The organism is Streptomyces sp. NA04227 (assembly GCF_013364195.1).
Classification (GTDB): Bacteria; Actinomycetota; Actinomycetes; order Streptomycetales; family Streptomycetaceae; genus Streptomyces.
Genome location: NZ_CP054918.1, coordinates 6,274,388 through 6,295,271, shown reverse-complemented (window position 1 = coordinate 6,295,271; position 20,884 = coordinate 6,274,388). Strand labels below are relative to the sequence as shown.

The 20,884-nt window shown below is 69.9% G+C and carries 23 protein-coding genes; 1 reads left to right on the top strand and 22 read right to left on the bottom strand.

Annotation, left to right across the window (positions count from 1 at the left end; all coding sequences use genetic code 11):
* Positions 1–65 precede the first annotated feature (65 nt).
* The 5 genes from HUT18_RS26835 to rpsB form a co-directional block, all read right to left on the bottom strand.
* A complete protein-coding gene (locus HUT18_RS26835; RefSeq protein ID WP_176103103.1) occupies positions 66–1,217 on the bottom strand; it encodes a phosphatidate cytidylyltransferase in 1,152 nt (383 codons plus the stop codon).
* Positions 1,217–1,774, bottom strand: coding sequence for a ribosome recycling factor (gene frr, locus HUT18_RS26830; protein ID WP_176103102.1), 558 nt, complete (start codon positions 1,772–1,774; stop codon positions 1,217–1,219). Before frr ends, HUT18_RS26835 begins: the two co-directional genes overlap by 1 nt.
* Before the next feature lie 112 nt (positions 1,775–1,886).
* Positions 1,887–2,648: a UMP kinase gene (gene pyrH / locus HUT18_RS26825; RefSeq protein WP_176103101.1), complete on the bottom strand. Its 762-nt coding sequence runs from the start codon at positions 2,646–2,648 to the stop codon at positions 1,887–1,889.
* Positions 2,649–2,825: 177 nt separating this feature from the next.
* Complete coding sequence (tsf, locus tag HUT18_RS26820; protein ID WP_176103100.1) at positions 2,826–3,662, bottom strand: translation elongation factor Ts; 837 nt, start codon at positions 3,660–3,662, stop codon at positions 2,826–2,828.
* A 125-nt stretch (positions 3,663–3,787) separates the two neighbouring features.
* Positions 3,788–4,681 (bottom strand): 30S ribosomal protein S2, encoded by an 894-nt coding sequence (gene rpsB / locus HUT18_RS26815; RefSeq protein WP_176103099.1) that lies wholly within the window; start codon positions 4,679–4,681, stop codon positions 3,788–3,790.
* A 702-nt stretch (positions 4,682–5,383) separates the two neighbouring features.
* Between rpsB and HUT18_RS33985 the strand changes: the two genes are divergently transcribed.
* Positions 5,384–5,839: a M23 family metallopeptidase gene (locus HUT18_RS33985; protein ID WP_254878823.1), complete on the top strand. Its 456-nt coding sequence runs from the start codon at positions 5,384–5,386 to the stop codon at positions 5,837–5,839.
* A gap of 322 nt (positions 5,840–6,161) precedes the next feature.
* Here HUT18_RS33985 and HUT18_RS26805 read toward each other — a convergent pair whose 3' ends face one another.
* From HUT18_RS26805 to HUT18_RS26725, 17 genes are all read right to left on the bottom strand, one after another.
* The gene (locus HUT18_RS26805) at positions 6,162–6,719 is read right to left on the bottom strand and encodes a TetR/AcrR family transcriptional regulator (RefSeq protein ID WP_176104824.1); all 558 of its coding nucleotides are present in this window, start codon (positions 6,717–6,719) and stop codon (positions 6,162–6,164) included.
* Between the two features lie 325 nt (positions 6,720–7,044).
* Positions 7,045–7,881 (bottom strand): RNA polymerase sigma factor WhiG, encoded by an 837-nt coding sequence (gene whiG, locus HUT18_RS26800; RefSeq protein WP_176103097.1) that lies wholly within the window; start codon positions 7,879–7,881, stop codon positions 7,045–7,047.
* A 630-nt stretch (positions 7,882–8,511) separates the two neighbouring features.
* Positions 8,512–9,693: a DNA-processing protein DprA gene (dprA, locus tag HUT18_RS26795; RefSeq protein ID WP_176103096.1), complete on the bottom strand. Its 1,182-nt coding sequence runs from the start codon at positions 9,691–9,693 to the stop codon at positions 8,512–8,514.
* Entirely contained in the window at positions 9,690–11,306 is a 1,617-nt protein-coding gene (locus tag HUT18_RS26790; RefSeq protein WP_176103095.1) for a YifB family Mg chelatase-like AAA ATPase, read from the bottom strand. Before HUT18_RS26790 ends, dprA begins: the two co-directional genes overlap by 4 nt.
* On the bottom strand, positions 11,306–11,695 hold the full coding sequence (locus HUT18_RS33980) for a YraN family protein (RefSeq protein WP_254879099.1): 390 nt from the start codon (positions 11,693–11,695) through the stop codon (positions 11,306–11,308). The genes HUT18_RS26790 and HUT18_RS33980 overlap by 1 nt, the downstream gene beginning before the upstream one ends.
* 799 nt (positions 11,696–12,494) lie before the next feature.
* Positions 12,495–12,803 carry a DUF2469 domain-containing protein gene (locus tag HUT18_RS26780; protein WP_005311352.1) on the bottom strand — a complete coding sequence of 103 codons (309 nt, stop codon included), beginning with the start codon at positions 12,801–12,803 and terminating at the stop codon, positions 12,495–12,497.
* A gap of 55 nt (positions 12,804–12,858) precedes the next feature.
* Positions 12,859–13,335 (bottom strand): NUDIX hydrolase, encoded by a 477-nt coding sequence (locus tag HUT18_RS26775; protein ID WP_176104823.1) that lies wholly within the window; start codon positions 13,333–13,335, stop codon positions 12,859–12,861.
* A gap of 94 nt (positions 13,336–13,429) precedes the next feature.
* A complete protein-coding gene (lepB, locus tag HUT18_RS26770) occupies positions 13,430–14,176 on the bottom strand; it encodes a signal peptidase I (RefSeq protein WP_176103093.1) in 747 nt (248 codons plus the stop codon).
* 71 nt (positions 14,177–14,247) lie between these two features.
* Positions 14,248–15,288, bottom strand: a complete 1,041-nt coding sequence (gene lepB, locus HUT18_RS26765) for a signal peptidase I (RefSeq protein ID WP_176103092.1) — start codon at positions 15,286–15,288, stop codon at positions 14,248–14,250.
* Positions 15,170–16,282, bottom strand: a complete 1,113-nt coding sequence (gene lepB / locus HUT18_RS26760) for a signal peptidase I (protein WP_254878822.1) — start codon at positions 16,280–16,282, stop codon at positions 15,170–15,172. Before lepB (HUT18_RS26760) ends, lepB (HUT18_RS26765) begins: the two co-directional genes overlap by 119 nt.
* Entirely contained in the window at positions 16,239–17,096 is an 858-nt protein-coding gene (gene lepB / locus HUT18_RS26755; RefSeq protein ID WP_176103091.1) for a signal peptidase I, read from the bottom strand. Before lepB (HUT18_RS26755) ends, lepB (HUT18_RS26760) begins: the two co-directional genes overlap by 44 nt.
* A 44-nt stretch (positions 17,097–17,140) precedes the next feature.
* The gene (gene rplS / locus HUT18_RS26750) at positions 17,141–17,491 is read right to left on the bottom strand and encodes a 50S ribosomal protein L19 (protein WP_176103090.1); all 351 of its coding nucleotides are present in this window, start codon (positions 17,489–17,491) and stop codon (positions 17,141–17,143) included.
* Positions 17,492–17,625: 134 nt separating this feature from the next.
* Complete coding sequence (trmD, locus tag HUT18_RS26745; protein ID WP_176103089.1) at positions 17,626–18,447, bottom strand: tRNA (guanosine(37)-N1)-methyltransferase TrmD; 822 nt, start codon at positions 18,445–18,447, stop codon at positions 17,626–17,628.
* Positions 18,447–19,067: a ribosome maturation factor RimM gene (gene rimM / locus HUT18_RS26740; RefSeq protein ID WP_176103088.1), complete on the bottom strand. Its 621-nt coding sequence runs from the start codon at positions 19,065–19,067 to the stop codon at positions 18,447–18,449. Before rimM ends, trmD begins: the two co-directional genes overlap by 1 nt.
* Before the next feature lie 194 nt (positions 19,068–19,261).
* Positions 19,262–19,498 (bottom strand): RNA-binding protein, encoded by a 237-nt coding sequence (locus HUT18_RS26735; RefSeq protein WP_040247777.1) that lies wholly within the window; start codon positions 19,496–19,498, stop codon positions 19,262–19,264.
* A gap of 2 nt (positions 19,499–19,500) precedes the next feature.
* The gene (gene rpsP / locus HUT18_RS26730; RefSeq protein ID WP_176103087.1) at positions 19,501–19,935 is read right to left on the bottom strand and encodes a 30S ribosomal protein S16; all 435 of its coding nucleotides are present in this window, start codon (positions 19,933–19,935) and stop codon (positions 19,501–19,503) included.
* 234 nt (positions 19,936–20,169) lie between these two features.
* Positions 20,170–20,766 (bottom strand): hypothetical protein, encoded by a 597-nt coding sequence (locus HUT18_RS26725; protein ID WP_176103086.1) that lies wholly within the window; start codon positions 20,764–20,766, stop codon positions 20,170–20,172.
* Positions 20,767–20,884 lie beyond the last annotated feature (118 nt).

Below are 20,884 nucleotides of genomic sequence, written 5' to 3'. Positions count from 1 at the left end.
GCCCGCCGCCTGTCGCGGAGCGGACCCGGCGCGCGGGTTCGGAGTGTGGGGGTGGCCCGGGCGGTTCAGCCCGACCCCACGAACAGCACCATCAGCAGCCATGCCACGGGCGCGGTCGGCAGCAGGGAGTCCAGGCGGTCCATGATGCCGCCGTGGCCGGGCAGCAGGGTGCCCATGTCCTTGATGCCGAGGTCACGCTTGATCATGGATTCGCCGAGGTCGCCGAGGGTGGCGGTGACGGCGACGGTCAGGCCCAGGACCAGGCCCTGCCACCAGGCGCCGTCGTCGATCAGGAATTCCATGCACAGCGCGCCCGCCACCATCGCGAACAGCACCGCACCGCCGAGGCCCTCGCGGGTCTTGCCGGGGCTGATGCGCGGGGCGAGCTTGTTGCGGCCAAAACGCCAGCCGACGGCGTAGGCGCCGGTGTCGCTGACGACGGTGAGCAGCATGAAGGTCAGCACCCGGCGGGAGCCGTCGTCGGCGGCGAGCATCAGCGAGACGAAGGTCGCCAGGAAAGGCACGTAGAAGGCGGCGAACGCGCCCGCGGTGACGTCCTTGAGATAACCCTCGGGCGGCCCGGTCATCCGCCACACCAGGATGGCGAGCGCGGTGAGCGCCATCGCCACCCAGGCGCCCTCGGCCCCGCTGACGTATCCGGCGACGACCATCGCGGCGCCGCCGAGCGCCAGCGGCACCAGCGGCGCGTGGATGTCCTTGCGTTCCTTCAGACGGGAGGTGAGCTCCCACAGCCCGACGACCACGGCGACGGCCACCACACCGACGAAGACGGCCTTCACGATGAACAGCGACGTCAGGATCACCGCGCCGAGGCCGAGCCCGACCCCTATCGCCGCGCCGAGGTCCCGGCCCGCACTCTTCTTCTGCGGGGCCGGAGCGGAGGGGGTCGCGGTGGACATGGGCTCCTGCGGCTGATGCGTGGTCGGGCGCGACGGCGGTGTGCCGTCGCGGGCGGGCTGGGACGGGTCTTCCCTGAACAGCGGGCCGCCCGGCGCGGCAGCCCCGGGGTCGTCCTCCCCGTCTCGGCCGTTCGCGGGCACCTCGGGCACGGTGGGCATGGGCCGAGTCTGATGGGCTCCCCCCGCTTCGTAGGGGGGACCCGCCGGTGCTGCCCCCCAGGCGGTGTCCTGCCCGGGCTCCGGCCACGCCGAGGGGTGGCCGGTGCGCGACGGCGCGCCCCAAGGAGAGTCGTTCATCAGACCTCGAGCAGCTCGGATTCCTTGTGCTTGAGCAGCTCGTCCACCTGGGCGACGTACTTCGCGGTGGTGTCGTCGAGCTCCTTCTCCGCGCGGCGGCCCTCGTCCTCGCCGACCTCGCCGTCCTTGATCAGCTTGTCGATGGACTCCTTGGCCTTGCGGCGCACGGAACGGATCGAGATCTTCGCGTCCTCGCCCTTGCCCTTGGCGACCTTGATGTACTCCTTGCGGCGCTCCTCGGTCAGCTCGGGGAACACCACCCGGATGATGCTGCCGTCGTTGCTCGGGTTGACGCCGAGGTCGGAGTCGCGGATCGCCTGCTCGATGTTGCGCAGCGCGCTCTTGTCGAACGGGGTCACCACGGCCATCCGCGGCTCGGGCACGGAGAACGAGGCGAGCTGGTTGATCGGGGTCAGCGCGCCGTAGTAGTCGGCCACAATCTTGTTGAACATCGCCGGGTGCGCACGTCCCGTGCGGATCGCGGCGAAGTCCTCCTTGGCGACCACGACGGCCTTCTCCATCTTCTCCTCGGCCTCGAGGAGGGTCTCTTCGATCACCACTGGCTCCTGCGTGTCTTGAGTGGGTCCGCCGTCCACTGGGCGGCAGGCTGCGTCGCGTCTTTCCCTGCACGGTGTCGGACCGGCAGGGGGTTGTCCATCCCCCGGCGGGTCAGCTGCGGGTGCTCTGGTCGCCGACGAGCGTGCCGATCTTCTCACCCTTCACGGCCCGGGCGATATTGCCCTCGGCCAGAAGCTCGAAGACGAGGATGGGCAGCTTGTTGTCCCGGCACAGCGTGACGGCCGTGGCATCGGCGACCTTCAGGTCGCGGGTGATGACCTCGCCATAACCGAGGGCGTCGAACTTCACCGCGTCGGGGTTGGTCTTCGGGTCGGAGTCGTAGACGCCGTCCACACCGTTCTTGCCCATCAGCAGTGCCTGGGCGTCGATCTCCAGGGCGCGCTGCGCGGCGGTGGTGTCCGTCGAGAAGTACGGCATGCCCATACCGGCGCCGAAGATGACCACACGGCCCTTCTCCAGGTGCCGCACCGCGCGCAGCGGGATGTACGGCTCCGCGACCTGCCCCATCGTGATGGCGGTCTGGACGCGGGAGTCGATGCCCTCCCGCTCCAGGAAGTCCTGGAGGGCCAGGCAGTTCATGACGGTGCCGAGCATGCCCATGTAGTCGGAGCGGGCACGGTCCATGCCCCGCTGCTGCAGTTCGGCGCCGCGGAAGAAGTTGCCGCCGCCGATGACGACGGCGATCTGCGCACCGTCCCGTACCACCGCGGCGATCTCCCGGGCGATGGCGTGCACCACGTCGGGGTCCACGCCGAGCGCACCGCCACCGGCGAACGCCTCACCGGAGAGCTTCAGCAGAAAACGGCCGGCTACTTTGCCGTCGGTGTTCTCGCCCTTGTCGGCCTTGGTCATGGGGTTCTCCTCGTGGTGCGCATACGAAGAAGGCCACTGCCGGTGGGGTGTCGTTCGCAACCCATGCGCGGCAATGGCCTCCTCGTCAGATCTGCGGTCGTCCGTCGCGTGCGGCGGTCCGTACGCGGGCGACTGTCCAGAACCCTAGCGGGGTCCCGGAGCAATCGCGGCCAGGACTCAGATGCCGACCTTGATGCGCGAGAAGCGCTTCAGGGTGACACCGGCCTCGTCCAGGACCTTCTGGACGGACTTCTTGTTGTCGAGCGCGTACGGCTGACCAAGGAGGGTGGCCTCCTTGAAGAAGCCGTTGACCCGGCCCTCGACGATCTTCGGGAGGGCGGCCTCGGGCTTGCCCTCGGCGCGGGTGGTCTCCTCGGCGACGCGACGCTCGGTCTCGACGACCTCGGCCGGAACGTCCTCGCGGGACAGGTACTTCGGCGCGAAGGCGGCGATGTGCTGCGCGACGCCCTTGGCGGTCTCGGCGTCGGCCTTGTCCAGCTCGACCAGAACACCGATCTGCGGCGGCAGGTCGGGCATCGTGCGGTGCATGTACGCGGCGACGTACGTGCCCGAGAACTGGGCGAAGCGGTCCAGGACGATCTTCTCGCCGAGGTTGGCGTTGGCCTCGTCGACGTACGCCTGGACGGTCTTGCCGGGCTCGATCTCGGAGGCGAGCAGCGCCTCGATGTCGGCCGGGGAGGTCTTGGCGACGTGCGCGGCAAGGGAGTTGGCCACGCTCTGGAACTTCTCGCCCTTGGCGACGAAGTCGGTCTCGCACTTCAGCTCGACGATGACGCCGGAGGTGTTGTCGTCGGCGATGAGGGAGACGACCGCGCCGTTCTCGGCCGAACGGCCCTCGCGCTTGGCGACGCCCTTCTGGCCCTTGACGCGGAGCAGCTCGACAGCCTTCTCGACACTGCCCTCGGCCTCGTCCAGCGCCTTCTTGCAGTCCATCATGCCGGCGCCGGTGAGCTCACGGAGCTTCTTGACGTCAGCGGCGGTGTAGTTCGCCATGATTGAAGAGAATCTTTCCTCGAAGTCTGGAACATCGAGATCCGCGCACTCCGCGCGGATCCACGGAGCAACGGCGGGGGCCCTTGTGAGGCAGCCCCCGCCGTCAGCTACCGAACCTGTACGGGTCAGGCCTGCTCGTCCGTGGCCGGCTTCTCGGCGGGAGCCTCGGCAGCGGCTTCGGCCGGAGCCTCGGCAGCGGCCTCGGCCGGCTTCTCGGCGGCCTCGTCGGCCGGCTTCTCGTCAGCCTTCTTCTCGCCCTCGAGCAGGTCGCGCTCCCACTCGGCGAGCGGCTCGCCCGCGGCCTTCTCACCCTCGGCCTTACCGGCGCCGGAACGGGCGATCAGGCCCTCGGCGACGGCGTCGGCGATCACACGGGTCAGCAGGGTGACGGAGCGGATCGCGTCGTCGTTGCCCGGGATCTTGTAGTCGACCTCGTCGGGGTCGCAGTTGGTGTCGAGGATGGCGACGACCGGGATGTTGAGCTTGCGCGCCTCGCCGACGGCGATGTGCTCCTTCTTGGTGTCCACGATCCAGACGGCGCTGGGCACCTTCTGCATCTCGCGGATACCGCCGAGGGTCTTCTCCAGCTTGGCCTTCTCGCGGGAGAGAACCAGGAGCTCCTTCTTGGTGAGGCCGGACGCGGCCACATCCTCGAAGTCGATCTGCTCGAGCTCCTTCAGGCGCTGCAGGCGCTTGTAGACGGTCGAGAAGTTGGTGAGCATGCCGCCCAGCCAGCGCTGGTTGACGTAGGGCATGCCGACGCGGGTGGCCTGCTCCGCGATGGCCTCCTGCGCCTGCTTCTTCGTACCGACGAACATGACCGTGCCGCCGTGGGCGACGGTCTCCTTGACGAACTCGTAGGCGCGGTCGATGTACGACAGCGACTGGAGCAGGTCGATGATGTAGATGCCGTTGCGCTCCGTGAAGATGAAACGCTTCATCTTCGGGTTCCAACGACGGGTCTGGTGACCGAAGTGGACGCCGCTTTCCAGCAGCTCCCGCATCGTGACGACGGCCATGGCCGTGTTCTCCTATGTGCTCGGTTGTCGCACCACCCGGACGGCCGGTGCGCCTGACGCCCCGGCGCGCTGTGCCACAAGGGACCGAGGAGCGCGGACATCGCCACAAGGGCTGAATGTCGGGGCGTGCGAAGTCGACCCGGTGACCCGGATCGCCATCAGAAGTGTACGGGACCCAGGAGGCACCGGGTGACGCCGTTGTCCACAACCCGCCAGTAATCCACAGATCACGACCAAGATCCCCTTTGCTCCCTGTCCTTGCCTCATCCTCCTGGCATGCGAAATACGGCGGTGCGGAGGAGCGCGGTGCGGACTACGGCGGTGCGGTGGAGGGCGGTGCGGAATGCGGTAGGGCGGGGTACGGCAGGGGCTGGCTTACGGGGCGGGGGGTTGTTGGCGAGGGCTGTGTTGGGTGTGGGTGTGGTTGGTGCGGTGGGTGTGGGGTCGGTGAGTGTCAGTTCGGTGGGTGCCGGTTCGGTGGGTGTGCCAGCGGAGGTGGTGGGTCGGGACGGGCGGGATGGTGAGGCGGGGAGGGCCTGGGTCGCTGGGGTGGCTGCTTCGGAGGGGGCAGCTTCGGAGGGGGCAGCTGTCGAGCCTGGGGAGGATGCACCGGCTGGGCCCGGGGCAAGGGCAGCCGCTGATCCTGAGAGGGAGCCGTCCGCCGGCCCTGAGCAGGAATCCTCCGCCGAGAATGTCCCGAAGGTGGCACGAGTGTGGCCGGTCGGCGTGCGGCCCGCGGTCCTGCGCGGCTGGGATCCGCCCGCGACACCGTACGGCCGCGGCCATCGCGGCGTGGACCTGGCCGGTGCCGCCGGGACCCCGGTACGTGCTGTCGCGGAGGGCACCGTGACCTTCGCGGGAGTGGTGGCGGGACGCGGCGTCGTGGCGGTCGACCTGGCGCACACGGGCGCCCCAGCCTTGCGGACGACCTACGAGCCAGTGACGGCGAAGGTCCATAAGGGGGACCGTGTGGCCGCCGGGCAACGGCTCGGTGTCCTGCAACGGCCGGGTTCACACTGCGGCGGCACGAGTTGCCTGCACTGGGGGCTACGCCGTGGCACGCGGTACCTGGACCCGTTGTCCATCATGCCGCCGTGGCTGCTGTGCAAGGGGCCGTCGCGGTTGTTGCCGGTTTGGGGGGTGGCGGTGGAGGGGTGAGGGGCTGGGCGGGTTGAGCAGTGCGGTTGCGGGGCGGGTGGGCAGGTAGGCGCGCAGCGGGTGGAGAGCTGCGGGAGTGAGGGTGGGGTGGAGGGGCGTTGGAGGCTGGTCCGTCATGGGCGGGCTGGGGGAGGTGGTGAGGCGTGGGTGGGGTGGGGAGGGGGCGGGGGGGAGGGGCCCAGGGGACACGGTCCAAAATTTGCGCGGGACGAGGCGTCAGCACCTCATTCCTCAGCTCCCCAACCCACGCCCCCAGGCCGATCCACCCGTCCAACCGGCTCATCCGCGACCGACTTGACCGCCCCTCCCATCGCCCAGCCCGTCAGCCCCCGACCCCTCGAAGCGCCATGCCCACCGCTGCTTCGGTGATCACCTCGGGGTCCTCCGCCGCGCCGAGCTCGATACGGCGTACCGCCGCGTCGACGATTCCCTGGAGCAGCATCGCCGCGAGTCGGGGCTCGGCGTGCCCCATCGCACCGAGGGCCTCGACGATGATCGCGATCAGCCCGCCGTGGGCGGCGCGGATCTTCTCCCTCGCTCCCGCGTCGAGCTCGCTCGCGGAAATGGCGACCACGGCACGGTGCCGCCGGTCGCCGACGAGCGCCAACTGCTTGCGTACGTAGGCCTCGACCTTGGCTTCCGGGTCGGCCGCCTGCCTCATCGTGCTCTCGACCTCCGCCGCCCAGACAGGAAAGTCGACGGCACACAGCTCTTCCACCACCGCGGCGCGGGACCGGAAGTACTCGTACACGGACGACCGGGCCAGCCCGGTGCGCTCCGCGAGGGCGGGGAAGGTCAGCGCCTCGGTGCCGCCTTCGGACAGGAGAGTCCGGGCGGCGTCCAGCAGGGCGTCGCGCTGCATCGTCCGGTGCTCGGCCACGGAGGCCGCTCGAATCCTTGGCACCCGTCCACTTTACGGATTGAGCCGCCGGTTCGGGAGACGCCGTAGTCCGGGAGCACCGCCCCCGAAGGCTTCGGGCGGTACGGGCCGCCGCGTACCGCCAAGTCCCGTACGCAGAACCCGAGCCCTTGCTCGCCGACCCACGCCTCTCGGCGAGCGAACGCAGCGTCACCGACATCATGATTGTCGCCGACCCGCGGCCACCCGCCCACCGCACCCCGACCGGTTCCCTCGCTGTCCGCTCGGCCTCCCACTCCCAGCCCACTGGAGCCACGGACGCCGACCACTTCGACCATGGACTGCGTCAGCGTCCGAAGCTGGCCAGCTTGGCTCGCAGTTGCAGTACCGACTTGCTGTGGATCTGGCTGACCCTGCTCTCGGTGACGCCCAGCACGTGGCCGATCTCGGCGAGCGTGAGGCCTTCGTAGTAGTAGAGCGTGACCACGGTTTTCTCGCGGTCGGGCAGGGTGTTGATGGCCCGGGCGAGGAGGCGGCGCAGTTCGCGGTCCTCGGCGACTTCGACGGGGTTGTCGGCCGCGGTGTCCTCGAGCGTGTCCATGAGGCTGAGCCGACTGCCGCCCTCGGTGCCGACGTGGAGCAGTTCCTCCAGGGCGACGACATTGGCGAGCGAGAGCTGGCTGAACACCGCGTGCAGTTCGTCGAGGCTCACCCCCATTTCGGCGGCGACCTCGGTGTCGGAGGGCGTACGGCGCAGGCTGGCTTCGAGTGTGGCGTAAGCGCGTTCGACGTTGCGTGCCTTCTGGCGCACCGAGCGGGGGATCCAGTCGAGCGCACGCAGTTCGTCGATCATCGCGCCACGGATACGGGTGATCGCGTACGTCTCGAACTTGATGGACCGTTCCAGGTCGAACTTCTCGATGGCGTCGATGAGTCCGAAGACTCCGGAGGAGACGAAGTCGGCTTGTTCGACGTTGGGCGGCAGGCCGACGCTGACACGGCCGGCGACGTATTTGACGAGGGGCGAGTAGTGGAGGATCAGCTGCTCACGCAGTCGGCCGTCGCCGGTGGACTTGTACGACCGCCACAGCTCGTCGAGGGTCGAGGGGGCGGGAGCTTGCACGCCGGAACGGGCAGCAGGTGGAGTTGCTGCCCGGTCAGAACCGGAAGTGTGCTGGGGCATGCGTCGCCTTGTGCCGTTCTGCCGTGAACTCGCCGATGTCCGCTGCCTGTCGGCCGGACGGGGTCTTGCGTGATTGTCGTGCCGAATGGTCGTGAGCGTAGCGTGACTGGCGGGTCGCAATGTGCGAGGAAGCTTGCGTTCCTGGTACGCAGATACGTTCCGCCGAGGACCCCCGACCACCCGACGCGTCACCTTGAGTGATCACCGCGTGCCGCCAACTGCCGGAAATCCCAAGGGAATCGGAGTTCATCCGGATGGCGCATCACGTTCGGTCATGGTCAACCTGAGCACCACCGCAGTCCGACAGTTCCACCCGGCGTGTCAACTACCCATTGCCGTGGTGTCGTTCGAGCAGGTGGTCGGCGGGCGAATGACTCTCCTCGGGGAACGGGGGGTGCGTACGCGCTCACGTACGAGTGGGAGGCGGTCTTGGCTGAACGCCCCGAAGGCGCAGTCAATCGCGCAGGGGGCCGCCCCTCCCCCTCCCCCTCCCTCCCCTCCGCCCTCATCCCCTCTGCCCCACCGCCCCCACCCCATCAACACCGCACGCCCAAGCCCCTCTCCGCACCCCCACCTCACCGCACTCCCAGCTCCCGCCCACCCCTGCCGCCCCCACCCCGCTCACTCCAACTACTCCCCCTCTCCCTCAGCCACCTCAGCCACCTCACCCACTCCAACCCGCCCCGCACCCCGCCCACGCCCCGTCAATCGCCAGCCCCCGCCCTCCCGTTCGACGAAACCCAGTGACCGCAGTTCGTAGAGCCGACCCGTGACTTCGTCGGGGGTGGAGGCCGCCGCGCGTGCGAGGTCCTCGGTGGTGGCCGTGCCCGCCGGTGGGAGTGCGGCGAGGGCGCGGGCGGTGGCCGGGGCGAGGAGGTCGCGTGGGACGACGGGGCCGCGGTGTTCGGGGGCCAGTTCGCCGATGTCGCCGACGAGTTCGATGATCTCCGCAGCGTCGGTGACCAGGGCGGCCTCGCCGCGCAGGAGCTGGTGCACTCCTGCGGAGAGGGCGCTGGTGGCCGGTCCCGGTACTCCCATCGTCATACGGCCGAGTCTCGTCGCGCTGCGTGCGGTCGCCAGGGCTCCGCTGCGGTGGGCGGCCTCCACCACGACGGTGCCGCGGGTGAGTGCCGCGATGACGCGGTTGCGCAGGATGAAGCGGCTCGGTGTGGGGTGGTCGCCGGGCGCGAGTTCGCTGACGACAAGTCCCTGTCCCGCGATGCGGCTGATGAGTTCGGTGTGGCCTCGCGGGTAGGCTTGGTCGACGCCGCTGGCCAGGACGGCGACGGTCGCGCCGTCGGCGCTCAGGGCTCCCCTGTGTGCGGCGCCGTCCACCCCGTAGGCCCCGCCGGAGATCACGACCCATCCTCGTTCGGTGAGGCCCGAGGCGAGGGCGGCCGCCATGTGGGCGCCGTATTCGGTGCAGGCCCGCGCTCCGACCAGGGCCACGGACTTGAGTGCCCACATGCGCAGGGAGGGCAGGCCGCGTACCCACAGGGCGACGGGGCGTGTGTCGCCGAGGTCGTCGAGCTGGGCGGGCCACTCGCTGTCGCCGGGGCAGACGAGCCGGATGCCGAGGGCTCGGGCGGTGCCGAGGTCGTCGAGTGTTCTGGCGTGGGCGGCGCGGTTGCACAGGCCGTCCCAGCGGGCGCGGGTCACTCCTGGCAGCGGCCGGTCGGTGTCGGCGAGGCGCTCGGAGACGGTGACCGCGCCGAAGTGTCGGATCCAGCGGCCGCCGGTCTCGTCGCCCGGTTCGACGACGCGGGTGAGCAGGGCGCGGGCAGCGCGTTCCTCGCTGTGTGCGGTGGTCATGGCCGGGCCCCGAGGGTCAGGGGGACGCCTTGGGGGATGCCGGTGCGCAGTTGCAGGGCGAGGGCGACGTCCTGTTCGTCGGGGCGGTCGTGTCCGGTGAGGTCGGCGACGGTCCAGGCGACGCGCAGGACTCGGTCGAGTCCTCGGGCGGTGAGCCGTCCGGTTTCGAGACCGGCCTCCGCCTTGTGCATGGCTCCCGGGGCAGGTGGCCACTGGGTGCGCATTTCGTGTCCCGGCACGTCGCTGTTGGTGCGCCACGGGGTGTGGGCGAGGCGGGCCGCCGCGCGTTCGCGGGCGGCGAGGACCCTGGCCGCCACGGTCGCGGTGGATTCGCCGGGAATGCCCGTGCCCGCGAGTTCGGCCCGGGTGACCGGCCGGACTTCTACGCGCAGGTCCACTCGGTCGAGGAGCGGTCCGGACAGGCGCGCCTGGTAGCGGCGTACGGCCGCGGTGGGGCATTCGCACCCGGCGCCGGGGCCGCTGCCTCTGCGTCCGCAGGGGCAGGGGTTGGCGGCGAGCATCATGAGGAACTTGGCGGGCAGCCGTACCACTCCGGCGCTGCGGGCGATGACGACGTGGCCGGATTCGAGGGGCTGGCGCAGGGAGTCGAGGGCGTGTCCGCTGAACTCGGGGGCTTCGTCCAGGAAGAGGAGGCCTCGGTGGGCGAGGGAGACGGCTCCGGGTCTGGCCACGCCGTGTCCGCCGCCGACGAGGGACTGCATGGTCGCCGAGTGGTGCGGGGCGCAGTACGGCGGGGTGTCGACGAGGGGTTTGCCGGGCGGCAGGATCCCGGCGATGGAGTGCACGGCGGTGACTTCGAGGGATTCCACGCGGGTCAGGGGCGGCATGATCGCGGGCATGCGTTCGGCGAGCATGGTCTTGCCGGCACCGGGCGGTCCTGTCCACAGGACGTGGTGGCCGCCTGCCGCGGCGACTTCCATGGCGAGGCGTGCCGTGTGCTGTCCGACCACGTCGGCGAGGTCTTTGGCGGCGCGGTTGCCGGGTCCGCCGAGCCCGGTGCCGAGGGTGGCGAGGCCGGGTGCGCCGAGGGGGCCGGTCGTGGAGAGGGAGTAGGGGGCGGGGTCTTCGTCGGGTACGGGTTCGTCGTTGAGTACGGCGATGAGCTGGCGCAGACTGCGGACGCCGAGGCCGGAGACGCCCGGGACGAGGGCGGCTTCGGCGGCGGCGCTCTCGGGGACGACGACCTGTCGGCAGCCTGCCTCTGCGGCGGCCAGTACGGAGGGCAGGATGCCCCGTACGGGCCGGACGTGCCCGTCGAGTCCGAGTTCGCCGATCATGACGATGTCGGTGAGGGCCTTGGGGTCAAGGCGTTCCGCGGCGGCGAGCACCGCGCAGGCGACGGCAAGGTCGAAGCCGCTGCCGCTCTTGGGGACGGAGGCGGGGCTGAGGCCGACGGTGAGCTTCTTCTGGGGCCATTCGGCACCGGAGTTGACGACTGCGGCGCGTACGCGGTCGCGGCTTTCGCTGAGGCTCTTGTCGGGCAGTCCGACGAGGGTGAAGGCGGCAACGCCCGGTTCGAGGTCGGCCTGGACCTCGATGACGACCCCTTCGACGCCGACTAGGGCAACGGAACAAGCACGGGCGAATCCCATCAGGCCACTCCGCTCGCGTGTTCGACGAGAGGTGCGCCTCGGCGGGGGACGGTGATGCCGACGAGGTCGATACGGACGCCGCCCGGTGGCGGGCCGCCGTTCTGGTGCAGCCATTGTTCGGCGAGCAGCCGCAGTCGCTGTGCCTTGGCCGGGGTGACGGCGGCCATGGGGTGCTGGAAGCCCTGGTCGCGGCGGGTTTTCACTTCGCAGACGACGAGGGTGTCGCCGTCGGTGGCGACGATGTCGATCTCGCCCATGCGCCCGGCGCGCCAGTTGCGCCGGACGATGGTCATTCCGGCGTCGGTGAGCAGCCGGGCGGCGAGGTCCTCGCCGTAGGCGCCGAGGGCTCGACGGGTCGGGCTGCCCGGGGGCGCGGGGGTCTGGCGCACGACATCTCGGCGTGCGGCGTCGGGGCGGGTGTTGTCGGGACGTGCGGCCGTACGTGCACCTTCGGTGCGAGCCGCCGTACGTTCGCCCTCGGTGCGTGCCACCCTGCGTGTGCCCTCAGTGCGTGCAGCCGTGCCTGCGCTGTCGTGTACATCCGCTACATCCCTTACATCCGTGTGGACGTCGCGGGTGAGCGCCGAGCTTCGCGCCACGGTCTTCGCTGAGGTCTGTGCGGTGGTCTTTGCAGTGGTCTGTGTCTGCGCTGCGATCTGTTTGGTCATGGGTCCACCTCCGGCGCTCACTTTGGCCCGGAAGGGAAAACCTTGTTGATCTTGGTGGATAACCGGCCGACTGTGGATAACTCCGTCACTCGTTCCGGTGAGTCCGTTCCTCGCCACGCGCCGACGCTATGTGGGCACCGACCGTACGCCCGAACCGCTGAGCCAGGGCCAAAGCCGCTGTGGCGGACCCTCGCCGGGGCCGAAGCCCGAGCCGAGGACGGTCAAAACCCTCGCCCACCCAGCCGTAAGCTGACTCCGCAGCCCACCGACTGTCCCTGCGTCTGATCATCACCCCAACTGATCAGGACTCCACCCGCTCGACACCCCGCCGTGATCAGCACCCCGCGATCAGCTGCCCACGAGGTCTAACCACAGATCGATCAAGCACAGGCCGATCAAGCGCGGGTCGTCAAGCACAGCCGCGCCCCGCCCTCCGCGTCCGAACAGGGGCATCGCTGATCGGCCCATTCACCGCTCAGCCTCAGCGAGCCGCCGTTCAGCCCCACACCCGCCGAACCGCTCAGCTGCCCGGCAACTCCAAGTCGCTCTTGTTGAGCTCCTCGATGTTCACGTCCTTGAACGTGAGCACCCGCACCTGCTTGACGAAGCGCGCGGGCCGGTACATGTCCCAGACCCAGGCGTCGGCCATGGAGACCTCGAAGAAGACCTCGCCCTGGACCGAGTGCACCTGCATCTCGTAGTCGTTGGTGAGGTAGAAGCGGCGTTCGGTCTCGATGACGTATTTGAACAGTCCGACGACGTCGCGGTACTCCCGGTAGAGCTTCAGCTCCATCTCGGTCTCGTACTTTTCGAGGTCCTCGGCGCTCATGGCATGTTCCCCTTCAGCCGTGCGTCCCCCCATTGTGCGCCAGCCCGGGCGGCCTCTAGACGATTTCGGTGTCGAGGACCTCGGGACTGGCCGGAGGGCCGTGGTCGAGCAGCCTGCGCAGCAGCCCGGCGAGTCTGGTCGGGTACACCGTCTCATGTGCCTGTGTCAGTTCCTCGCAGGTCCACCAGCGGGCACCGGACATGCTGCGTTGTTCCAGGTCGGTGAGGGCGTGGGCGGTGACGGCGGTCTGGGTGGTGTGGGCGAGGTAGTACCACTCCTCCTGGTCCCAGCGCCGTCCGGCGAAGGGGAAGGAGCAGATCCTGCGCCACAGGACGGGCCCCAGGCGGACGTCTGTGATCCCGGTCTCCTCGGCGAGCTCGCGCAGTGCGGCCTGTTCGCGGGTTTCCCCGTTCTCCAGCCCGCCGCCGGGGGTGAACCACCAGTCGTCGGTCGGATCGTCGATCTCGTGGCCGTGCAGGAGCAGGATGCGCTGTTGTGCGTCGAGGAGGATCACTCGGGAGACCTGGCGCAGCGGCCGTCCCTCGTCGCCGGGAAAACCGGCCGGTTCCGCGTCTCCGACTCCCCGCGGCGTCCGGGTTCGCGCGCGGTGAGGTGACGCCTCGCTGTCAGCCGACACCGGCGAGTTCCCTCTCCGTTCCTGCCCGCCGCCGTCCGAGCCGTCCCGCGATCGGGCCGTAGGCCGCGCCGCCGAGGACGAGCACCGCGCCGAGGACGACCGCGCCGACCAGGAGCCGCAGCGGTCCGGGCTGCGAGGTGCCGCCGGGGAGGTCGGCGAAGCCGTCGGGGCTGGGCAGCATGCCGTCCAGGGGCCAGGCGACGGCGTCCACGCGGGCGTCGACGTTGGCCCGTTCGACCGTGCCGTGGCCGACGTCCTTGAGGTGCGCGCTGGAGTCCAGGGAGCCGCTGCGTTCGTCGCCGAGGAGGAAGAGGCGGCCCTCGGGCACCGTCACGGTCGGGATCCCGCTGGTCGCGGCGGGCTCTCCGGGTTTCAGGTAGGTCTCGTCGATCTGTTTGCCGTTGACCGTCAGCTTGCCGTCGGTGCAGCAGGCGACCCGGTCCCCGCCGACCGCGACGACCCTCTTGACCATGGGCAGGTCGCCCCAGTTCTTGTCCTTGAAGACGACGACGTCGCCGCGGCGTACCTCGGAGCCGTCGATGCGTTCGGCCAGGACCCGGTCACCGGCACTGATGGTGGGCGACATGGAGTCGGTGGGAACGGTGTACGGCTGGTACAGGAGCGCGCCCCAGACGAAGCCGCCGAGGAACAGGACGCAGCCCAGGGCCACGGCGATTCCGGACAGCTTGCTGCCGAGCCGCCCGCGGCCCTGAGGGGTTCGTGCTGCGCTGGTCATCGAGGTGCTCCCCCAGTTTTGCGGCCCGGCCCGCGGCGCGGCGCGGGCCATCGGCGTTCTGGGACGGCACCCTACCCGGCGGTACTCGTAGCAGAAACCCTGCTGTCACGTGCGAGGAGTCGTCGCCTGCGCCACAGCACCAGCGGGATCGCACCGGCGAGGCCGACCGCGCCGGGGGCGGTGGCCATCGCGCTGCTGAGGCCGGGCTTGTCGAAGGCGTCCGGCACGGGGAGGGTGTCCCACCGGGTGGGCGGCCAGGCGATGACGACGGCGCGGCCCACGACCTGGTCGACGGGCACCATGCCGCGGTACTTGTCCTTCTGGTGGTAGCGGGAGTCGAGGGAGTTCTGGCGGTGGTCGCCCATCACCCAGACCTTGCCGTTGGGCACGATGACCTTGAACTGTCCGCCGAGCTCGTCGACGGTGCAGGGGGTGTTCCCGGGGTAGATGTACGGCTCGTCGAGGGGCTTGCCGTTGACCTTCAGCGGTCCGGTGCCCTTGCATTCGACGGTGTCCCCGGCGACTCCGATGACCCGCTTGATCAGGTCCTTCTCGTCCGCCGACGGCATCAGGCCGATCTTGCTGAGGACGGTCTGCAGGGCGTTGGGGGTGGTGGTGGGTTCCCCGGCCAGCCAGTTGTCGGGGTCGTGGAAGACGATGACCTCGCCGCGCTCGGGTTCGGAGCCGAACCAGGGGGTCAGCTTGTCGACGAGTACCCGGTCGCCCTGCTGGAGGGTGTTCTGCATCGAGTCGGAGGGGATGGAGAAGGCCTGCACCAGGAAGGTCTTGATCACCAGGGCGAGCACCAGCGCGATGACGATGAGGAGCGGGAGCTCCTTCCAGAAGGAGCGGGTCTGCCTCCTCCTGCGGCGCGCGGCCCGGCCGTCGCCTTCGCCGTCGTCGGCCGGCTCCGGGGCGGGCTCGCCGGGGTTTCCCGCCGCGAACTCCGCGGCGGGGCCGGGCACCGAGGCGCCGGGGACGTCGTGAGCGGATTCAGCGCTTCCCCTGCCCTGCTCGCTCGGTGGGGGCGTCAGGGGCGGATCCTGCCGGTTCTCGGGCCGCTCTTCGGGGCCCTCGTGTCCGGATCGTGCGCCGACCGCCAAATCCCCCACATCCACTCCTCAGTCCGTTGCGCTGTCTGTTCCAGGTGAGACGAAGGCCCACCACTCCCATAACGAGCGGGAGTTCCGCAGGGATCGGGAGCGGGATCAATCCGTTTCGTTCCGCTGATCCCAGCCTATGCGACGGGGCGGGGGCTCCCGACGCGACGGTGTCCGCGTCCGGCACATGCGCGTAGGTCGCCCGCTCCTCCAGGCTGCGCCAGTGCCCGAAGGGCCAGGCGATCACCATGGCGCGGCCGACGACCTCGTCCTCGGAGACGGTGCCGCCGAACTTCTCGGAGCGGTGGTAGCGCGAGTCGGCGGAGTTGGCGCGGTGGTCGCCGAGCACGAAGAGGCGGCCCTTGGGGACCTTGACCTCGAAGGAGAACTCGGAGGGTTTGTTCCCGGGGTGCAGGTACGGCTCTTTGAGGGGGGTGCCGTTGACGGTGACGCGGCCCTGTTTGTCGCAGCACTTCACGGTGTCGCCGCCGACGCCGACGACCCGTTTGATGAGGTCGCGTTCGTCGTCGGAGGGGAGCAGGCCGACGTTGGTCAGCGCCCACTTGACCTGCTTGATGACGACGGGGTCGTCCTTCTTCTTCTTGTTGCGGCGCTCGCTGTCGAGCCAGCTGCCGGGGTCCTTGAAGACGACGACGTCGCCGCGTTCGGGCTTGGAGCCGAACCACGGTGTCAGTTTGTCGACCAGTACCCGGTCGCCGACCTTGATGGTCTGTTCCATGGAGCCGGAGGGGATCACGAACGCCTGCACCAGAAAGGTCTTCAGGAGCAGGGCGATCAACAGGGCCACGCCGATGAGCAGCGGGATCTCACGGATCGTATTGCGCCTGCGGCGGCGTTTGACCTTACGGGCGAGGCGGCGCCGTTCGGCCCGGCCGCCGCTGTCCGGAGCGCTCGGCGGCGGGCTTCCCTTGCGGTGTCCGCCGCCGCGCGGTATGCCGCGCTTACCCATGGGCACCGCCCGGTGCCGGTACCCGGGTGAGGGCATCGGGCCGGTCGTGGGAGGTCCAGCGGGACGGCGGCCACACCGTCCAGTCGACGCGGCCGACGACCTGGTCGACGGGGATCATGCCGCCGCCGGGTGAGCCGAGGTGGTCGCGGCTGTCGCGGGAGGCGCTGCGGTGGTCGCCGAGGACGAACAGGCTGTCCTCGGGCACGACGACGTCGAAGGGCACCTTGGAGGGCCTGTCGCCCGGGTACAGATAGGGCTCGTCCACCGCTCGGCCGTTCACCGCGATCCTCCCCCGTCCGTCGCAGCAGGTCACACGATCGCCGCTCACGCCGACAACGCGTTTGATGTAGTCGCCGTTCCCGAAGTAGCCGGAGCCGTCAAAGACGACGACGTCTCCGCGTTCGGGGTCCGCCCCGAAACGGTACGCCAACTTGTTGACGAGTACGCGATCACCGTCGCGGTAGGCCGGTTCCATTGAATCGCTCGGGATCTGGAAGGGCTGTACGACGAACAGGGACGCGGCGGCCAGGAGCACCAGGCCGAGCAGGAAGGCCAGGGTCAGCCGTCCGCCGGGCAGCCGGGCGAGCAGGCCCGCGGGCACGGAGGCCTCTTGCTCGTCCTTGTCCGCGCCCTGCTCGAGGGCCGGGTTCCCGTCCTCGGCCGTGGCGTCACCGTCCGCGTGGTCATCTGCGTCGCCATCCGAGGGGCCGTCACCGGAAACCGAAGCGGAGCACGACCGTTCGGCGTCCTGTCCGGCCCTCGGGGGCTGCGGGGAGAGGTCCTCGCAGCCGCCGGGGGCGGTGGGTTCGCACGAGCGGTCGCGCTCCGTGTGCTGTGCTTCGGTGTCCATGGCAGCGAGATGGTATCCGGCCTCGCTGTGACACCGGCGCGAGATCAGTTCTCGCGCTTCTCCTTGATCTTCGCGGCCTTGCCGCGCAGGTCGCGCAGGTAGTAGAGCTTGGCGCGACGCACGTCACCGCGGGTGACGAGCTCGATCTTCTCGACGATCGGGGTGTGCACCGGGAAGGTGCGCTCGACGCCGACGGAGAAGGAGACCTTGCGGACCGTGAAGGTCTCGCGGACACCGGCGCCCTGGCGGCGGATGACTACGCCCTTGAACTGCTGCACACGGGAGCGGTTGCCCTCGATGACGCGCACGTGGACGTTGACGGTGTCACCCGGGCGGAAGGCCGGGATGTCGCTGCGCAGCGACGCGGCGTCGACGGTGTCGAGCAGGTGGGACATGTTCGTCTGCTTTCTTCGCCGATGCCACAGGTCATCGACGGGAGAGGTGATGAGTTCGCGGGGCTGTCCGCGTCGGGGCGGGCGTCGTGTCCCCCTGTGGCAGGGGCGCGCGCCGGACGACGTACAGCAGCTGGTTATTCTTCCACGGCCTTCGGCCTCAGCCAAAATCGGCCCTCGGCGTCCGGGGACCAGCCCAGGATGCCGAGTGTCTCGCGGTCCTTCTTGTCGAAGGCGGTTGCCTCGCAGCGCTCCAGGAGCTCGGGGCGGTGCGTGGCGGTGCGGCGCAGGGCCTCGTCGCGGCGCCAGCGGGCGATCTTCCCGTGGTGGCCGCTGAGCAGCACCTCCGGGATCGCACGGCCGCGCCACTCGGGGGGCTTGGTGTAGACGGGGCCTTCGAGGAGGTTGGCCATCGCGCCGGGGGCGAAGGAGTCGTCGCGGTGGGACTCGGCGTTGCCGAGCACGCCGGGCAGCAGCCGGGCGACGGCCTCGGTGATCACGAGTACGGCGGCCTCTCCCCCGGCGAGCACGTAGTCGCCGATGGACACCTCGCAGACGGGCAGCCGGGTCGCGTACTCGTCCATGACGCGTCGGTCGATGCCCTCGTAGCGTGCGGGCGTGAAGATCAGCCAGGGCCGTGCCGAGAGTTCGACGGCGAGTTCCTGGGTGAACGGGCGGCCGCTGGGCGTGGGCACGACGAGCAGGGGCTCGGTGGCACCGTCCTCGTAGCCGTCGGCGATGACCTCGTCGAGGGCCTCGCCCCAGGGCTCGGTCTTCATGACCATGCCGGGGCCGCCGCCGTAGGGGGTGTCGTCGACGGTGTGGTGCCGGTCGTGGGTCCACTGCCGCAGTTCGTGGACGTGGACGCCGAGTTGGCCGCGGGCGCGGGCCTTGCCGACGAGGGAGACGTTCAGCGGTTCCAGGTACTCGGGGAAGATGGTGACGACGTCGAGCCGCATCAGTCGCCGTCCCGGTTCGCCCCGTCGGCCTCCTGCGCGGCGGCCTCGTGCGCGTCGGCCGCGGGCTCGGGGGCGGCGGAGTCGTCGCCGCGCGCGGAGGCGATCTCGGCGCGGTCGTCGATGAGGCCGGGCGGCGGGTCGATGACGGCGCGCTGTTCGCCGAGGTCGATGTCGGTGACGATCTCCTCGACGAACGGGATCAGCACCTCGCTGCCGTCGGGCCGCTCGACGATGAACAGGTCCTGCGAGGGCAGGTGGGAGATCTCGGTGATCCGGCCGATCTCGGTGCCGTCGGTGGTGACCACGTCGAGGTCGATCAACTGGTGATCGTAGAACTCCTCGGGGTCCTCGGGCAGTTGCTCCGGGTCGACGTCGGCGATCAGCAGGGTGTTGCGCAGGGCCTCGGCGGCGGTGCGGTCGGCGACGCCGACGAAGCGCAGCAGCAGGCGTCCGCTGTGCACCCGGCCCGACTCGATGGTGAGCGGTCCCACCGAGGCGGGGTCGGTGGTGAGGCGGGCGCCGGGGCCGAGCCGCAGTTCGGGCTCGTCGGTGCGCACCTCGACGGTGACCTCGCCCTTGATGCCGTGGGCGCGCCCGATCCGCGCTACTACAAGCTGCACCTGGGTTGCTCTCCTGCTGTCGTTGCTGTTACTGCCGTCGATGCTGCCGACGTTGACGCGGCTGTCACCGCTGTTGCTGCTGTCGTTGCTGTCACCGCTGTCGAAGAAAGGGGCCGGAGGCAGCGAACTGCCTCCGGCCCCGAACTTCAGCCTTGCTCGAAACGCGTCCGCGGCACAGTGCCACGGGCGGCGTCTCAGACCTGGTCTACGTCAACCAGGTCGACGCGGATTCCCCGGCCGCCGATGGCGCCGACGACGGTGCGCAGTGCGCGCGCGGTGCGGCCGTTGCGGCCGATCACCTTGCCGAGGTCGTCGGGGTGGACCCGGACCTCGAGGACGCGCCCTCGGCGCAGGTTGCGCGAAGCGACCTGCACGTCGTCGGGGTTGTCGACGATGCCCTTCACGAGGTGCTCGAGAGCCTCCTCGAGCATGCTCAGGCCTCGGTCGACTCGGTGGACGCGTCCGCCGAGGCGGCCTCGTCCGCCTTCTTGTCGGCCTTCTTCGCCTTCTGGGTGATGGCCTCGCCCTTGGGCTCGTCCTCACCACTGAGGGACTCGAAGACCGGACGCGCGGCCTTCTCCTCCGGCTGCAGCAGCGGCGGCGGGGCGGGCTCGCCCTTGTACTTCTGCCAGTCGCCGGTCTTCTTCAGGATGGCGAGCACGGGCTCGGTCGGCTGGGCGCCGACGGAGAGCCAGTACGCCACGCGCTCGGCGTTGACCTCGATGCGCGAGGGGTTCTGCACCGGGTGGTACAGACCGATCTCCTCGATGGCCCGGCCGTCACGGCGGGTACGGGAGTCGGCGACGACGATGCGGTAGTGAGGCGAACGGATCTTGCCCAGACGCTTCAGCTTGATCTTGACTGCCACGGGAGTGGATTCTCCTGGTTTTGACGTGTTTGAGCACAGCGGGATGCCGCGTGGGGTTGCGGTACCCGATGGCCCGATGGACGCGTCAGCCGGAGGAGAGAGGGGTCCTGTGCGGCTGTCGAGTACAGCTGCCCATTGTGCCACACGGAAAAGGTCCGACTTCCCGGGCCGTCGCGCACCACGGCAGGCCCGGCCGGGGGCCGTCCGTATGGAACGAGCCCCGGCCGAGAGGTGTCAGCGGGCGCCCGCTCCGACCACCTCGGGGATACGGAAGGGCTTTCCGCAGCCGCCGCAGACGATGGGCGCCTGGGCGAGGACAGAGGGGACGACGCGTACGTTGCGTCCGCAGTCACAGACCGCCTTGACGCGTACGCCGCCGCCCGAGGAGCCGTGCCGTGCCGCCGGCCCGCGGAATCCGGCCGGGCTGTCGGCGGCGGTGGCCGCACGGTGTGCCCGCAGCGCGTTCTGCAGCCGCTCGATGGTGGGGCGGTAGCGTCTGCGCGCCTCGGCGTTGAGGGTCACCAGGGAGAAGCCGCTGCTCGGGTGGGGCTCGGCCGGGTGGTCCAGGCCGAGTTCCTCGGCCACGGACAGGAATCTGCGGTTGTGGTAGCGGCCCGCACGTGAGGTGTCACGCACTCCGCGGGCCGCGGCAATGCCATGGACTGCTTCATGGAGCAGCCTCTCGAAGGAGAGCTCGGCGCCGCAGGCGGACGAGGACTCTCCGATCAGGGACTCGGGCGCAGCCAGGTCCGGCAGCTCGGGGTGGAACCTCTGAATGTCGGCCCACGCCTGTGCCAGTTCCGCTGCGAGAACAGGTGGTGTCGTGCTCACGTCGTGACAACGAGCGGGGAGGCCTTCGTGTTCCTATTCCGGGCCATCCCAAATATTTTGCACCTACCAGTCAGTTGGCGTCTTTGCGCCGAGACCGCACGCTTGCCCGAGGGGCTCC